This window comes from uncultured Fenollaria sp., from assembly GCF_934202865.1.
Taxonomy (GTDB): Bacteria; Bacillota; Clostridia; order Tissierellales; family Peptoniphilaceae; genus Fenollaria.
In genome coordinates, this window is the sequence record NZ_CAKPYL010000029.1 from 1 (window position 1) to 16,460 (window position 16,460).

12 protein-coding genes, 2 pseudogenes and 1 riboswitch are annotated in these 16,460 nt (G+C 37.1%); of the genes and pseudogenes, 3 read left to right on the forward strand and 11 right to left on the reverse strand.

The window, feature by feature from the left end; genetic code table 11:
* From mscL to Q0E71_RS04260, 6 genes and pseudogenes are all read right to left on the reverse strand, one after another.
* Nucleotides 1–173: pseudogene (mscL, locus tag Q0E71_RS04240) on the reverse strand (large conductance mechanosensitive channel protein MscL); the annotation flags it as partial.
* Between the two features lie 37 nt (nt 174–210).
* The gene (locus tag Q0E71_RS04245) at nt 211–654 is read right to left on the reverse strand and encodes a deaminase (protein WP_294796361.1); all 444 of its coding nucleotides are present in this window, start codon (nt 652–654) and stop codon (nt 211–213) included.
* Nucleotides 654–1,025 carry a PEP-utilizing enzyme gene (locus Q0E71_RS06790; RefSeq protein ID WP_367116814.1) on the reverse strand — a complete coding sequence of 124 codons (372 nt, stop codon included), beginning with the start codon at nt 1,023–1,025 and terminating at the stop codon, nt 654–656. The genes Q0E71_RS04245 and Q0E71_RS06790 overlap by 1 nt, the downstream gene beginning before the upstream one ends.
* Nucleotides 1,020–2,420 (reverse strand): annotated as a pseudogene (pyk, locus tag Q0E71_RS04250) (pyruvate kinase); the annotation flags it as partial. The pseudogene pyk and the gene Q0E71_RS06790, both read right to left, overlap by 6 nt.
* A 10-nt stretch (nt 2,421–2,430) precedes the next feature.
* Nucleotides 2,431–3,390 carry a 6-phosphofructokinase gene (pfkA, locus tag Q0E71_RS04255; RefSeq protein WP_294796363.1) on the reverse strand — a complete coding sequence of 320 codons (960 nt, stop codon included), beginning with the start codon at nt 3,388–3,390 and terminating at the stop codon, nt 2,431–2,433.
* Nucleotides 3,391–3,398: 8 nt separating this feature from the next.
* Nucleotides 3,399–6,851, reverse strand: a complete 3,453-nt coding sequence (locus Q0E71_RS04260; protein ID WP_294796365.1) for a DNA polymerase III subunit alpha — start codon at nt 6,849–6,851, stop codon at nt 3,399–3,401.
* 128 nt (nt 6,852–6,979) lie between these two features.
* Here Q0E71_RS04260 and Q0E71_RS04265 point away from each other — a divergent pair, with 128 nt between their 5' ends.
* Genes Q0E71_RS04265 through Q0E71_RS04275 form a run of 3 tightly spaced genes read left to right on the forward strand, consistent with a single transcriptional unit; the run spans nt 6,980 to nt 9,511 of the window.
* Nucleotides 6,980–7,417: a DUF4190 domain-containing protein gene (locus Q0E71_RS04265; RefSeq protein ID WP_294796367.1), complete on the forward strand. Its 438-nt coding sequence runs from the start codon at nt 6,980–6,982 to the stop codon at nt 7,415–7,417.
* Nucleotides 7,418–7,421: 4 nt separating this feature from the next.
* On the forward strand, nt 7,422–8,207 hold the full coding sequence (locus tag Q0E71_RS04270) for a prolipoprotein diacylglyceryl transferase (RefSeq protein WP_294796369.1): 786 nt from the start codon (nt 7,422–7,424) through the stop codon (nt 8,205–8,207).
* Complete coding sequence (locus Q0E71_RS04275; protein ID WP_294796371.1) at nt 8,186–9,511, forward strand: hypothetical protein; 1,326 nt, start codon at nt 8,186–8,188, stop codon at nt 9,509–9,511. The genes Q0E71_RS04270 and Q0E71_RS04275 overlap by 22 nt, the downstream gene beginning before the upstream one ends.
* 95 nt (nt 9,512–9,606) lie before the next feature.
* Here Q0E71_RS04275 and Q0E71_RS04280 read toward each other — a convergent pair whose 3' ends face one another.
* The 5 genes from Q0E71_RS04280 to Q0E71_RS04300 all read right to left on the reverse strand — a co-directional run.
* The gene (locus Q0E71_RS04280; protein WP_294796372.1) at nt 9,607–10,167 is read right to left on the reverse strand and encodes a folate family ECF transporter S component; all 561 of its coding nucleotides are present in this window, start codon (nt 10,165–10,167) and stop codon (nt 9,607–9,609) included.
* A gap of 56 nt (nt 10,168–10,223) precedes the next feature.
* A riboswitch (THF riboswitch) is annotated at nt 10,224–10,316 on the reverse strand.
* A gap of 59 nt (nt 10,317–10,375) precedes the next feature.
* Entirely contained in the window at nt 10,376–11,062 is a 687-nt protein-coding gene (locus tag Q0E71_RS04285; protein WP_294796374.1) for a TIGR03936 family radical SAM-associated protein, read from the reverse strand.
* Nucleotides 11,046–12,899, reverse strand: a complete 1,854-nt coding sequence (locus tag Q0E71_RS04290; RefSeq protein ID WP_367116813.1) for a TIGR03960 family B12-binding radical SAM protein — start codon at nt 12,897–12,899, stop codon at nt 11,046–11,048. The genes Q0E71_RS04285 and Q0E71_RS04290 overlap by 17 nt, the downstream gene beginning before the upstream one ends.
* 10 nt (nt 12,900–12,909) lie before the next feature.
* Complete coding sequence (locus Q0E71_RS04295) at nt 12,910–16,239, reverse strand: penicillin-binding transpeptidase domain-containing protein (protein WP_294796376.1); 3,330 nt, start codon at nt 16,237–16,239, stop codon at nt 12,910–12,912.
* An 8-nt stretch (nt 16,240–16,247) separates the two neighbouring features.
* Nucleotides 16,248–16,460 (reverse strand): hypothetical protein (locus Q0E71_RS04300; RefSeq protein WP_294796378.1); only part of this gene is annotated, 213 nt, incomplete at its 5' end.

Sequence of the window (16,460 nt, forward strand, 5' to 3'; positions counted from 1 at the left end):
TCAAGTGTAACGAAATAATTGCTAATATCTGCTCCACCAAGTAATAGTCCAATTAGTGGCATGATTATGTCGTCAACAAGTGAGCTAACAATCTTTGAGAAGGCTCCACCTATGATAACACCTACTGCTAGGTCCATTACACTGCCCTTTGAAATAAATTCTTTGAATTCTTTTAACCTTTTCTTTCCCTCCTATTTTAAAAAAATTTAACTAATTCATGTCCACATCTAATTTTATGTGTTCGATGTGGTTTTTGTCAAGTAATTCTAGTGCATAATCGTCTATCCTATATGCATTTGAATAATATATTTTACTGATTCCCGCTTGTATCAAAGCTTTAGTGCAGTTTAAGCACGGGAAGTGTGTTACGTAGCACACACAGCCATCTACCTTGATGCCTTCCTTAGCGCAATATAATAGCGCATTCATCTCAGCATGTATAGTCGCTATGCAGTGACCATCCCTCATTGTGTGGCCTATCTCTGAACAGTGCGGATTGCCCTTGATGCTGCCGTTGTAACCGCTTGAGACTATTCTGTTGTCTTTATTAACGAGTAAGCATCCCACGTAGGCCCTATCGCATGTAGATCTCTTAGCTATCATGTGAGCGATTGACATGAAATACTCTTGCCACGAGCTTCTTGTATCAGCCATTAAATCACTTCCTCTTCATCAAATATTTTACCTTCGTAAATTTCTCCAGTTGTTGCGTCGATGCTTATGATGTCTCCAGTTTTTATAATATTCATTGCTTCCCCCACACCAACAACTGTTGCTAGATGGTAATTAATGCCAACTATTGCGCCTTGACTAGTTAGACCGCCTTCAACTGTCACTATGCCCGATGACTTTTGTATATATGGAAGCATATCTTTATATACCCCTATAGTTACTATAATATCGCCATCTGTAAAATTTTCTTCTAGTTCTTTAGCATTTTTAGCGACACAAGCTCTTGCGCTTATCTTATGCTTGCCTATGCCCATTCCTTTGCATAATAGCTTACCAACTGTCTTTACCATCATTATGTTTGTTGAACCAGCCTTTCCAAGCGGCATGCCCGCTGTTAATATGACTAGCTCTCCCTCCTTTACAAATTTTATATTCTTTAATATATTTATAGATTCGTAGAATAAATCGTCTATGCTTGATGCAAGAGTCGCTCTGATTGGATAGACGCCCCACTCAATTGCCAATTGCCTTCTAACCTTTTCATTTGTAGTAGCAGCGATGATTGGCGACTTTGGCTTGAACTTCGAAATATTTCTCGCAGTAAGCCCTGATGTTGTTGCGGCTATGATCACTTTTGCATCCAAATCAAGCGCCGCTTCTCTCGTCGCTTTGGCGATGGAGTTTGTGATGTTAATCTCATGTTCATCATTTGTGCTATCAACAATGATTTTATAATCGAGACTGTCTTCAATTTTTAAAGCAATTTTCCTCATCATTTCACATGCCCTGACTGGATAAGCTCCTGCTGCCGTCTCGCCTGATAGCATTATCGCGCTCGAACCATCTAAGATGGCGTTGGCAACATCAGTTACCTCAGCTCTTGTTGGTCTTGGGTTTCTAATCATTGAGTCGAGCATCTGAGTCGCTGTTATAACGAATTTACCTTTAAGATTGCACTTTCTGATTATATCCTTTTGCACTAAAGGAATGTCCTCTTCATCAAGTTCAACACCCATATCTCCTCTAGCAACCATAATACCGTCAGATACTTCGATGATCTCATCAATATTTTGAACGCCCTCTAAATTTTCTATCTTAGAAATAATCTTAATATCGTCTCCACCATTGCTCTCAAGAATCTTTCATATCTCTAAAACATCTTTTGCGCTTCTAATAAATGAAGCCGCGATGAAGTCTACATCATTTTCAATGCCAAAGATTAAATCATCAATATCTTTTTCAGTGAGCGTCGGTAAATTCACTTTGACTGAAGGAAGATTAACTCCCTTCCTATCGCTTAGCTCGCCCGAGTTAACTGCCTTCATATAAACATTATTCTCATCGACTGATATTACAGTGAACTCTACAAGGCCATCGTCAATAAGCACTCTATCATTAGCCTTTAAATCCTTGGCAATGTCCTTATATGTGACAGAGACCCTCGTCTCGTCGCCTTCTACATCCTCACTCGTAAGAGTAAAGTCTTGTCCTTGCTCTATCCTAATCATGCCATCTTTGAAAGTCTTTATCCTTATCTCAGGTCCCTTCGTATCAAGCATTATGCCTATAGGCTCATCAATATCATCCCTAAGTTTCTTTATAGTCTCTATCCTCTTTTTATGCTCTGGATGAGTGCCATGTGAAAAGTTTAGTCTGGCAACGTTCATTCCTTCATTAACAAGCGCTTTTAGCACTTCGTATGAGTCCGAGCTCGGTCCAATTGTACAAACTATCTTAGTCTTTTTCATCTTAATTCTCCTATATTGATAATATGTCCACCATCTTAAGCTGATCTTTGTCAAAAGCTTTCTTTGTCTCAAGTGCTTCTTCTATATCTACTTCTATAATCTTGCCATTTTTGTAGCCCAAAACTAGTCCTGATTTGCCATTTAAGAGTAAATTTACTGCGTCATAGCCAAAGTCACTTGCTAGTATCCTGTCTTGAACTGTTGGTACGCCGCCTCTTTGAACGTAGCCAAGAACAGTCACACGAGTTTCAATAGCGCCCTTCTCTTCAATAATCTTCGCAAGTTCATAAGCATCAAGTGCTCCTTCAGCAGCGACGATTATGTGGTGCTTTTTGCCTCTCTTTTTACCGTTTTGAATCTTTTTTATAATAGCGTCTGTATCTAATTTAACTTCTGGTATGACTATCGATTCAGCTCCGCCCGCTATACCTGAGTAAAGAGCAATATCACCGCAATTTCTGCCCATTACTTGAAGCACTATGGCCCTACCATGTGACTCAGAGGTATCTCTAAGCTTACTTATAGCAGAAACGGCTGTCTCAACCGCTGTCAAAAAGCCGATAGTGTAGTCAGTGTAGCCAAGGTCGTTATCTATAGTGCATGGCACGCCTATAATTTTAATTCCTCTTCTAACTAGTTCCCTCGCTCCTCTAAAAGTTCCGTCGCCGCCAAGAGCCACTATGGCATCTATTTTAAATTTCTTAATCACTTCAAGCGCTTGATTAATACCTTCTTCAGTCATAAATTCATCGCTTCTAGCAGTTCTAAGTATAGTTCCGCCTCTGTGAATAATGTCCGCAACGCTTGATAGCGTCATCGTTTCGATGTCTCCCTTAATCAATCCGTTGTAGCCTTCCTTTATAGCTAAAACCTTCAAATTGTTATATATGGCAGTTCTTACAACAGATCTGATTACGGCGTTCATTCCTGGCGCGTCGCCACCACTTGTTAATATAGCAATAGTCTTCATAGCTCCTCCTATTTAATAACTATATCGTCATCATCTAAATAGATCTTTAAATCTTCATATAGCTTTTCATTGTCTATGTCAATGGCTGTGCTATCGTTCGATTCAATACTTGATTTTGTCTCTTCAAAGTAGACAACTACAGGGTTATCTCCCTTGTATTTCTTTAATATATCTAAAATACTTTTCTTATCGTCTTCGCCCAAGCCATTTTTTATCCTTATATATAGAGTTTCCTTACGCTTTTCAAGCCTCTTCACTCTATCTGCAATGATGTTGATCTCATCATTAGCGCTTATTTGTAATCTTCCCTTGACTACAATATTTTCCCCTTCTTTAATTAGATTTCTATAGTTTTCGTAAACTCTTGGGAAAATCACGACTCTTATGCTATCATAAAGGTCTTCAAGCTCAATAAAGGCCATCATTTGATTGTTCTTAGTAACCTTCTTTGTTACAGTTGAGACCATGCCCGCATATGAAATAAACATATTGTCCCTAAGATCTGCATCTGTTTCGTCAAGAACTTTTTCTTTCATCTCAATGGAAGAAAAGTCGCTACTTTGTCTAAGCTCTTCAGTGAACTCTTCAAGTGGATGACCCGAGAAATATATGCCAGTCATCTCTTTTTCGCCTTCAAGCAGCATAAACTTCGATAGCTCAGTCGCATCTGGTATCTTGTACTGAACGTTCGATGAACTATCATCACCAAGTCCAAAGAGTCCCATCTGTCCTTGAGCGTTGTTCTTCGCGTCCTTTTGTATGCTCTTTAACATGTAGTCGTATGAGCCAAGCATTTGGCTTCTGTTAAGGCCAAGCGAATCAAGCGCACCCGCCATAATCAAGGACTCAACCGACTTTTTGTTCATGGCAGTCGAGTCAACTCTATGTGTCTTTGTTAAAAAGTCTTCGAAGGAAGTAAAGCCATCGATCTCGCCTCTTGCCTTAAGTATTGAGTCGATTACGTTAGTGCCGACGTTTTTAATAGCTGATAAGCCAAATCTTATGCCCTCGCCTTCAGTCGTAAACTTTCTAAATGATTTATTTATATCTGGTCTTAAAACTTCTATACCAAGTCTCTTGCACTCTTCAAGGTACTTGATTACATCTGTTGTATTGCCCATGACTGAGCTAAGTAGACTAGCCATATACTCTTTTGGATAGTAATATTTTAAGTAAGCAGTTCTATAGGCAACGACTGAGTAAGCGGCCGAGTGAGATTTGTTGAAGGCGTAGTTTGCAAAATCAAGCATATAGTCAAAAATCTCGTTCGCTACCTCTTCTTTAATGCCGTTTCTCACAGCGCCTTTGATAAGCACTTCATCGCCATCGTCCTTGCCGTAGATAAAGTTCTTTCTCTCTTGTTCCAAGACCTTCATCTTCTTCTTACTCATGGCTCTTCTAACTATGTCAGCGCCGCCAAGCGAGTAGCCAGCTAGGTTTCTAAATATCCTCATTACCTGCTCTTGATATACGATGCAGCCGTATGTCTCTTTCAAAATTGGCTCAAGATGCGGATCAAGATATGTGATCTTCGTTGGATCGTGCCTTGCCTCAACAAACTTTGGTATCGATTGCATTGGTCCTGGCCTGAATAATGAGTTAGCGGCGATAAGGTCTTCAAATTTTTGTGCTCTTAAATCTTTTAAGAACCTTCTCATTCCGACCGACTCGAATTGAAATATGCCTATGGTTTCAGCCTCTGTAAATAGGCCGATAACGTTCTTATCATCGCATTCCATGTGGTCAAAATCGACTCTTCTTCCATAATTATGCTCAATCATATCAAGCGCGTCTTGAATAACAGTTAAGTTCCTTAAACCAAGGAAGTCCATCTTCAAAAAGCCTAGCTCTTCAAGCTCTGTCATAGTGAATTGAGTCGATATCGATTCTTTATTCTTAACTAATGGCAAATGATTTGTAATAGTCTCTTCTGTAATCAATATGCCGGCTGCATGTGTACCAATATTTCTTGGTAGTCCCTCTAATTGCCTTGATATATCGATTATCTTCTTTGCTTCTTCGTCTTCATCGTAAGCTTTTTTAAATTCTGGATTTCTCTCTAAAGCTTTGTCAATGGTGATGTCTAGGTCCCTTGGAACCATCTTAGCAAGTGCATCCGCCTTGTTAAGTGGCACATCTAAAGCTCTGGCAACGTCACGAATAACAGCTCTTGCGGCAAGTGTACCAAAAGTAATTATCTGGCTAACTTTATCTTCGCCATATTTATTAATAACGTAATCAATTACTTCAGATCTTCTTTCGTAACCAAAGTCAACATCTATATCGGGCATGGAAACCCTTTCTGGATTTAAAAATCTTTCAAATAGTAAATCGTATTTTAATGGATCAACATCAACTATGCCCAATGCGTAGGAAACAACACTTCCTGCCGCCGAGCCTCTACCTGGGCCGACTGGTATGCCATTTTCTTTTGCATACATAATAAAGTCCCTAACTACTAGGAAATAGTCAACATAGCCCATGGAGTTAATGATGTTAAACTCCTTTTCCATCCTGTCCTTAATAGCCTCACTTACTTCGCCATATCTCTTTACTAAGCCCTCTTCACAAAGTCTGTGTAAGTACTCAGCATGAGTCATGTCCTCTTCTATCTCAAAGTTTGGTAAGTGTTTTTGGTGAAATTCAATTTCTATATTACATCTATCTTTAATAATCTCAGTATTTTTTATGGCCTCAGGCGCATAAGAAAATAGCTTTGCCATCTCCTCAGGACTCTTCACGTAAAACTCTTCGCTTGGGAAACGCATTCTATTTTCATCATCTATCTTAGAAAGAGTTTGTATACATAAAAGCACGTCATGAACCTTGGCGTCCTCTTTTCTTAAATAATGGCAGTCGTTTGTAGCGACTAAGCCAATATCAAGCTCCTTAGATAGCTCCATTAAATAGTTATTCACATAAGCTTGCTCTTTGATGCCATGGTCTTGAAGCTCTAAGAAGAAATTATTCTCTCCAAATATATCCTTATACCTAAGAGCCGCTTTCTTCGCTCCATCAAGGTTTTGATCTAGTATCATCTTTTGCACTTCGCCGCCTAAGCAGGCTGATAGCGCTATGAGGCCTTCGCTGTGCTCATATAGGTATTTAAAATCAGTTCTCGGCTTATAATAGTAGCCGTTGATAGAGGCGTCTGAGACTATCTTTATAATGTTTTTATATCCTTTTTCGTTCTCGCATAAAAGTATCAAGTGATAGTAAGGCGTTTCCTTGTCCTTAACAAGTTTATCATCACAAACATAGACCTCACAGCCAATGATTGGTTTGATGCCCTTCGCCTTTGCTTCCTTATAAAATTTGATTACGCCATACATATTGCCATGGTCAGTGATGGCACATGCGTCCATGCCAAGCTCTTTAACTCTGTCAATAAGCTCACTTATCTTGTTTGAGCCATCAAGCAAAGAGTATTCAGTATGTAAATGTAGATGCGTAAAACTCATAAAATCACCTCTAATATTTATTATACCATATATTTATAGATTTTAATATTCTAATTTTTCTTGTAATTTTTCGTTCTTTTATGTATAATATTCTTAAATGGGGTATAATACATCATAGGAGGGATAATATGACTAACAATTATGAAGACAATGACTTCAGAGAACAAGAAGTCTTAAGTGAAGATGAAATAAAGGAAAGACAAGAAAAAAAGAGAGCTAAGGGTCAATACTACAGCTATAATAAGAACGATTATTATAATGACTCAAGAAACTATAACTACAATAATGGCAATAGAAATGCTACTAACAAGGGTATGACATCACTAGTACTAGGTATTATATCAATCTTTTGTATATTCTTAGGACAAGCCTCATTCGTAGGAAGCATACTTGCTGTAGTTGGCTTGATTATGGGTGTCGACGCAAGAAACAACGGTGACAGGACTTATGCTAAGACAGGCATTATACTTAACACTATAGGCCTTGCCTCAACACTTTTAGTAACTATCGCTTGCATAGCATGTCTATCATGCATAGGCTGCTCGCTTGTTAACAATATGTGGTAAGCCTATGAAACCATTTTACACGATATTCGGAATAAGACTAGCTAGCTACGGCTCACTTATCGCGCTTGGCATAATTGTAGCGAGCCTTGTCTATTGGTACAGAAAAAAAGATTACCCAGGCGATAAAGAAACTATATTTTACTCCATTGTTTATGGTATGGTGGGCGGCTTCATCGGAGCAAAACTACTATACCTAATTACAGATTTTAATTTTGTTGTGGAAAGCTTTAAGAACTCACCTGATACACTCACAACGCTTAAAAATATATTAGCAGGCGGCTATGTATTTTACGGAGGTATCATAGGAGCGCTTATAGCGATATATTTCTACGCAAAGAAATACAATATGAGCTACCTAGATATAGTTGACTCACTAGCACCAGAAGTGCCACTTGCACATGCCTTTGGTAGAATCGGATGCTTTATGGCAGGATGCTGCTATGGCATGCCATGGGACAGCAAACTTTCTGTAATCTTCCCAAAGGAAAGCGTTGGACTTAGTGGAGTAAAACTCTTCCCTGTTCAGCTATTGAGTGCACTAGGCAATATAATCATATTTGTCATTCTATTCATCTACTCAAAGAAGGATAGAGAAAAAGGAAAAGTAACTGGTCTGTATATAATTTTATACGGCATAGCAAGATTTTTAGTTGAATTTTTAAGATACGATGACGTAAGAGGACACTTCTTATTTTTCTCAACATCACAATGGATATCGATACTACTTGTTCCATTCGGCATACTACTATATAAAAAGGGTGAATACTTATGCAAGAAAAAACAGAAATAAAAGAGATAATGCTCTTTCAAAACATTGATTACAAAGGTCTTGAAGAGCATCTAAATAAATTAAGAAAAGAAGGATACAAGATCAAAGATATTAAAAAAGCATCGATTAGCTTGGAGAAAGCTGTCGATGCTAATAATTTTGAGTATTTTTGTGAGAGTTATCCATTTACAAAGTCTAGAAAAAACAAATTCGGTGCCTTCTCCACTCACCTTTATGATATGGAGAGCGAAGGCTTTGAGTTTGTCTGCGGCTTTAAGGACATAAACATCTTTGAAAATCACAGTGCGAGCAAAAAAGCTATACGTGATGCTGATGAAAAAAGCTGGAAAAACATCTCAAATATAAGATTTTTCTCAATATCAGTTTTTATATCATTCTTCATGATATTTTTAGCGAGCAGCGTGTTTTTGTTTTGGCCAAACATTGACAAGTTTATAAATTTAAAACAGTTTATGTTTATGGTCTTCATACCACTGATATTCTTAACGCTCTCAATTATGTACTTAAGAAGAATTATTTTCTTCTACTCAAAAGCTTTACGTAAAAAATTTGCGAGCGAGAAGGCTTTTAAGTTTGGTAGAGTTTTGATGATAGCACTAATCGCCCTACTAATACTTATGGTGCTTTCGTATGTGGCTTTAGATATATATAACTTTTCAGTTGGCAATATTACGCTGATCAAGTTATTCTCCTCATACTTCTTCCTAATCGGATCAGCACTAACATTTTTAATATATAAGCTATTAATCGAAAAGGTTTTTGATAAGTTCTTCCCAAGATTTCTATTTATAGCAATATCTTTGTTTATGGTAACGAATTTGCAAACAAAACTACTTGACATGCCTATAAACAATGCTATTAATCAAGAGATTTTTCAAGTTGATAGCAATATAAGTAATAACAAGTACTACAACAATAATAAATACAGAAGCAGAAACTTTTTCATCGATGAATACACTAAGAACTATAGCTTTACTACTGATAAACATAAAGTCGGCGAGCTGCTCATTATGACCAGTGAGCACTATCACGGCAAAAAGACTCACATACTTGACTATATTTACAAGGTTATTAAAGATAGAAACATCTTTAACAATCAAGGCGATATTGAATACTTAAGCTTTGATAATAAATTTGATGATGACTTTGTAGAAGCCTACATCGCCAGCAAACATCACATATCCTCGCTTGTATTTAGATTCAAAGATGACATCTACATTGTCGATGGTAACTTCAGAAAGACTAATGAAGAGGTAATTAATGAAGCTATTGAGGAAATTATAAAAGATAGACAAGATAAATAATACTAAGGGCAGAACTTAAATGTTCTGCCCTTCTAGTTTACACAAAACAAATACCTCACTGGAATGTAGTGAGGTATTTGTCTATATTGATTTAATTACATTTCGAAACTTACTTTTCTTGCTCTTAAAGCTTCAACCATAGCTGTTAAAGCAAAGTATACTGTGAATATTTCAATTGCATTCTTTGTTGCTCTTGCTGGTAGTAGTGCTAGAACACCCTTTCCCATGTAAGGATATAAAAGAACTGTGTTCAAGAAGATATTTAAAAATATTGCTCTAAATAAACTTGTTGAAATAATTACTTTGTTTTGAAGCTTTCTATCGTTTTGCATAGCTGCAAAGCCTTCGCCCTTTGATAACTTCCACAAGATAAAGCCTGGGAACCATGCTAGTAAGCCTTCTGAGATAGTAAAGAAAGCGTTGAAACCAAAAGAGCTTGGTGCTAAAGCGTAGTTAAGAACGTCTGTAACAATCCCCATCATAAAGCCGTAATAAGGTCCAAGGACCATACCTCCGAACATTAGCGGATAGCCACCAAACGATAGTGATAAACCTGGAGCTAATTTTAATTTCAAGAATCTTGACATTAAAAGAGCTAAGGTAACGAACAATGCACTTAATACTAATTTTTTAGTATTAGTCCTTCCTTTTTGCATAAAAAAATCCTCCTAAAATAAAATTCCAGAGGCTGTTCTAAATAATATAATATTTATACAGCGGAAGCGAAGAAACACCGCGGCTTAATGCCATTCGTTTAAAAGCTACATCCCATCTTTTAACACTAGCGCATTTCCTCTACTCTGTATTTCATATTATATCATTAATCTTTATAATTTACAAGTCTTTTATAGATATTTTTTATACTTATAAGAATATCTCCTTGAGTCCTTCTTCATCTTGATATAGACCTACGCGTTCAAGGTCAATATCAAGCTCATCCATAACTATGTCTGTGTAGTTATTAAGTATATCAAAAACAAGTGCTGGCTTTAAAGAGCCCTGCTCGCTCATCTTGATGTAAGCGTATATGGCCTCATCCTTAAGCTCAAGTCTATTGAGATAGTCTTTGGCATTCTCTTTAACAAAAATCCTTCTTTTACCCTTTTTTCTTTTTCTCTCTATCTCAACTATGTCCATGGCGTTGACCTTATCAAGCTCTTTTGCTATGTCTATATCTTTGTTCTTATCGTAAAATGTATTTAATAATTTAAAAGCGTATACAACTGACTTTACCTTATTGGATATGGACTCGTCGTCATCGTACTTTGCTTCTACAATCTTGATTCCCTGAGGAAGTCTCTCGTTCATCTTAATCAAAAAATCTTTTAAATCAATCTTTGAGTTAAGATATATCTCCATGTACTCACTATTCGATTCAATGCCCAAAGGTAGTGGATAAGCTATGGACATCCTTGGATGCGGGTTGAAGCCTTCTGAAAATTTTACGTCAACCTTATTTTGAAAGAGTGTTCTTTGGAATAGGTCTACTAGGTCCAAGTGCGAGATGAACTTCAAGTAGCCTAGTTTTGTAAATTTACACAAAATTTTCATGCTTACCCCTCATTTCACAGTTCTCTATGCCGCAAGCGTTACACGAGATTCTACAGTCCTTAGTAGTTTCAGCCCTCATTGACTTTTCATACTCTCTAATCAAAAACTCTTTGCTCACGCCCACATCGATTATATCCCAAGGCAAGACCTCATCATAAGATCTTTCGCGTCTTGCATAAAAGTCTGGATCAAGACCAAATTCTTTAAACGCGTTCAAATAATTTTCATAAATGAATTCATTATCTACTTTCTCTGCCTTTGCTTCTTCTTTATAGGCGTGGATAAGCGCGTCAGCTAGCCTTCTATCGCCTCTTGCTAAAACCGCTTCGATATAGCTAAGCTCTGGATCGTGGTAGTTGTACTCGACCTTTTTATCCTTAATGCTCGAGCGAAGTATGCCTATCTTTTCATAAAATTCTTCTATGCTGTCTTGCTTAAACCATTGGAATGGTGTGAATGGCTTAGGTACAAAGCATGATGTGCTCACAACAAGTCTAAAGTCGCCTTTAATATCTTCCCTATCTCTCTTGAAGAATAGGTCACGAACTAAGTAGGCAAGATCTTTTATGCCTCTTATGTCATCTTCTGTCTCTGTCGGAAGACCTATCATGAAATATAGTTTAATCTTTGACCAGCCCTCACCAAAAACATAATTCATTACATCAACCAAATTTTCTTCAGTAACGTTTTTATTGATAACGTCTCTAAGCCTTTGGCTACCTGCTTCAGGAGCGAATGTTAGTGAAGACTTTCTTACGTCTGAAAGATCTTTTAAAACATCTATGCTCGGTGAATCTAATCTTAGCGATGGCAGCGAGACGCTTACATTGTTCTTGACAAAGTACTCTTTCATCTCTCCAGCCACTTCTCTAAGGTTTGTGTAGTCACAAGTGCTTAGCGAGAAGAGACTAACATCGTCGTAGCCAGTATTGTCTATCATAGTTTTCGCGATATTCTTAATGTTCTCTTCAGACTTTTCTCTTATAGGCCTATATAGCATGCCCGCTTGACAGAATCTGCAGCCCTTAGTGCAGCCTCTAAATATCTCAACAACTGCTCTTTTATGAACCACGTCAATGTATGGAACTATCATTCTATCGATTTGGAACATCTTGTCAACGCTTGAAATGTAATTTCTCTTTACTCTGTCTTTGCAGTTTGGATTTAATTTTTCATAATTTTTTATAGTTCCGTCTTCATTGTAATGAGGCTTGTAAAATTTTGGCACGTAAAAACCATCTTCCTTAGCAAGCGCTTCAAGGAACTCATCTTTCGTTTGATTTTTCTCTTTTTTAATCTTTAATAGCTCCAAAAACCTTAGCATCATCTCTTCGCCTTCGCCTATTTGGAAGACGTCGATAATCTCAGCTATGGGTTCAGGGTTTACCGCGCATGGTCCCCCAGCTACCAATATTGGGTCATCTTCTTTTCTGTCTTTGCTCTTAAACTCTAGATTTGCTAGATCAAGCATTCTTAGTATATTGGCAAAGCTCATCTCATATTGCAAGGTAAAACCGATTGCGTCGAAATTCTTAAGCTCTTCTTTATTTTCAAGTGAAAATAGTTCTAAGCCCTCTTCCCTCATCTTTTTTTTCATATCGTAATTAGGCAAAAAGGCTCTCTCGCATAAGTAATCCTCGTTTTGATTGATTAAAAAGTAAAGTATATGAAGTCCCAAGTAGCTCATTGCTAACTCATATGTGTCGGGAAAGCAAAAAGCAAACTTTACCTTTGTCTTATCAAAATCTTTGACTATAGAATTTTTCTCCATGCCAATATATCTTGCAGGTTTCTCCACAAGTTTTAGTATCTTTTCTAATTTCTTTCTATTTATCAATATTTTCTCCTTACTTTAATACCTTAGTTACAAGCGGTAAATCGTTCGAAATATTCTCTTTGTTCATGCCAAGGTAATCGGCTATGGCTTCTCTAACCATAGGTCCAGCGTTTATACCAGTTCCCCCTTGGAATATTAGTGCGCTCACAGCAATTTCCGGCTTTTCATATGGTGCAAAGGCAACGAACCATGCAAATGGATCATATGTTCTTCCTGTATATGGGTTGACGCCATTTTTCTCTGCTGTACCAGTTTTACATCCAACATTTATAGGGAAATCTTTGAAAACAGCTTTCGCCGAGCCAAGTTTACTTACCTTATGCATACCATTTTTAATAACATCTAATTCATCTTTATTCTTAAGACCAATGTCCTCGAATTGTCTTTCAAAGCTATATATATCTTCAAGGCCATCGTAAGACTTAATCGAATCAATAAGCGTCAATTTATTGCGTTCTCCGCCATTAGCAATAGTAGCAACATAGTTTGACATCTGTATCGGTGTATATGCTGAGTCACCTTGGCCGATAGTTACATATAATGTGTCAGCCAAGTTCCACGTAGCTTGATTTAGATAAGTGTATTTAATGATATCGGCTAAGCCCTCGCGCTTGCCAGGAAGCTTCTTCTCTGTGTCAAGGCCAAGCTTATCAAGGCCTTCGATAACTTGATTTCTAGTCATATTAGGTCCTTCTTCAAGCCAAGATAATATTTCATTTATTGCTTTATCCTTAAATACTTCATCATATCTTACATCTGCTTTTACATAATTGTGAAGATTGTCATTCAAATAGTTTCTTAAGTAGAATCTCATGTTTTGAAGTTTCTTTTCTGGGTTTGGTACTCCGCCCGAGAATTCATTTGGCACGTTTATCTCTATACCAGTCTTGTCGTTAAGACCAAATCTCTTTGCCATATCAACTATGTCATCAATAGATAGCTTCACTTCAAGCTTCTTTCCTAGCCTTTGGTTTTCGCCCATTGCCAAAGAATAGAAGAAGTAGTTACACGATACCTTTAAAGCATCGCTTAAGTTGACTGAGCCATGAGTCCTATGATAGTCAGTCCATAAAAGACATCTAAACTTCTTAGCGCCAAGCTCAGCGTATCCCATATCCGTGATTCTTGTCTCAGGACTTAAGCCTTTCTCAAGAGCCGCAAGTCCTGTACACATCTTAAATATAGAACCTGGTTGTACAGCAGTTTGTGTTGATACATTTAGTAGCGGTCTTGCTGCAAGCGAGTTTTTGACCTCAGTAGGCTCTAAGCTGTCCCAATCATTCTTGCTTATACCAGTTGCAAACAAGTTTAGATTGTAGCCTGGGTAGCTCGCCATAGTCAAGACTTCACCTGTATTTGGATTGTTTAAAACGATAGCTCCTGACGTAGTATTATCATAAGTCCTCTTTCTCTTTCTATCCCACTCCATCTTAAAATCGCCGTACTTACTAGCGAAAGTGCCGCTCTTTGGTATGGTCTTTATAGTTCTTTCAAGAAGTTTTTCACAGTTCTTTTGTAATTCAGCATCTATACTTAGGTAGATGGTATTGCCTCTAACAGGTTTTGTCTCAGAAATAACTCTAGTTTTATTACCGATTCTATCGACTTCGACAACCATCTCCCCATCTTTACCCTTAAGAACATCTTCATAAGCCTCTTCTATACCAGTCTTACCGATAATGGAGTCAGGTAAATATTTCTTTTGATTTATATACTTTTCTATCTCGGCGTCTGTCGATATCTTTCCTAAGGAGCCAATTACGTGACACATAACCGAGCCCATAGGATAGTATCTAATTGGCTCTATGGATATGTTTATGCCAGTATTTAAGTAAAGCTTCTCTTCAATCTTGGCAACTGTTTGTGGCTTAATTCCATAAGCAAAGTTGATTGGCTGATAAGCAAGTTGACCTTGCTTTAAGAATAATTCATATATGCTTAAAAGTGTTTTTGCTTCATAACGGGCATAATCTTCGTCTATGCTGTATTTTTCCATTGCTTTTTGAAGAGTTTCTTCAGGAGTCTTTTCTTCAAAATCATCCTTAAATTTGAAAATTCTATCTAGGAAAGTCCTGTACTGAATTAAGTCAACGTACTCGAAGTCACCTGCTATGGATATCCTTGTTTGAATTTCGTCTTCAAGCATAGTTTTTTGGGCATATGGCCTAATCTTATTATTGCTAATAAATTGCTCCATGATCTCTTTATTGTCTGCTTCCTTAATCAGCTCATCGATAGCCGGAATCTCAGGATCTAGATTTTGGTCTTTGTATCTATATAAAACGTCTAATGTGTCTGGATTGATTATAGCTTCGACCTTTGTCTCAATATTCTTTGATCTAATTAGATCTATAAGTATCTTGCCTGGTGCGATTACTTCATCATCTTCGTTCTTATAAGCTTTTCCAAGCATATTTTTAAGCGATGTGTTCCTAAAGATATTAATAAAGTCTTCCTTAGCACTTGTATTGTAAGTTACATAGTCTGGATACTCTTTCATAAGTGACCTCTTTTGCTCAAGGTATGACTCGTATAAAGTATTTACGCAATCCTTAAGCGCAATCTTTTCAAGACCATCGTTTTTATACTTTTCATAAACTAATTTTCTAATCATAGGATGCGAGCATATCCTATTAAGCACTGTATCATCACTAACTATAATCTCAGTAACTAAGGCTCTTGGACTTAGATCTTCATTAAACTCATTCTTTTGCTTAAAGTCTAGGAACTTATCATTAGCAACGAATTCATATCTTTCTCCAGTGTTTTTATATTCAACTGGAAAGTCAACAAACTTTGATTTTATCGCATAAAGTGCTCTGTTTGCTAGCCTTACAACATATTCCTTATCTTCGTTTTTAAATGTCATAGACATATCAAGACAGCTGTCTAAAACTTCTTTATTCTTCATAAAGTCAATAACAGTTTTAAGAGGCGACTTGTCTGTGCTTATGTAATCAGCTTCATCTTTATAAGCAAAGTAGTTAAAGTCTATCGGAAAATCATTTTGATAGATAACACCGTCCTCTTCAAGGCTTGTAGCAAGCTCAAGAAGCGCTTTGTTCCTATCTTCTGCCTCTAAGTTTAACATGTCGTCCTTATAAATTTGCACGGTAAAAGAAGGAAGATTGCCAGCTACTAACCTTCCATACCTGTCTCTAATCTCGCCTCTTGGAGCTGTAACAGTTATTGTTCTAATTTTAGAATTATCCGAGATATATCTGTAGTGATCGCCTTCAACTAAAGTCAAATGAGCAAGCTTAAGCACTAATATGCCCAAGACGACGATAACTACTAGATTTATAAAGGTATATCTCTTGTTCTTCTCAATATTATTCATGAAATCACCTAGATATCATAATTCTTATACCTGAATATCCTCTTTGATATTAGATATGAAAGTACCCCATATAGAGCTACGAATACTATCTTTATAGAGAAAATATTTCTTGCAAGCTGCGCTATAACTACATTTACACTCATAAAGCTTAGAAGTATATATGTAGCGAGCACATAGAATATATAAACTACTATATTAATTAAAGCTATGCTTAATAAATT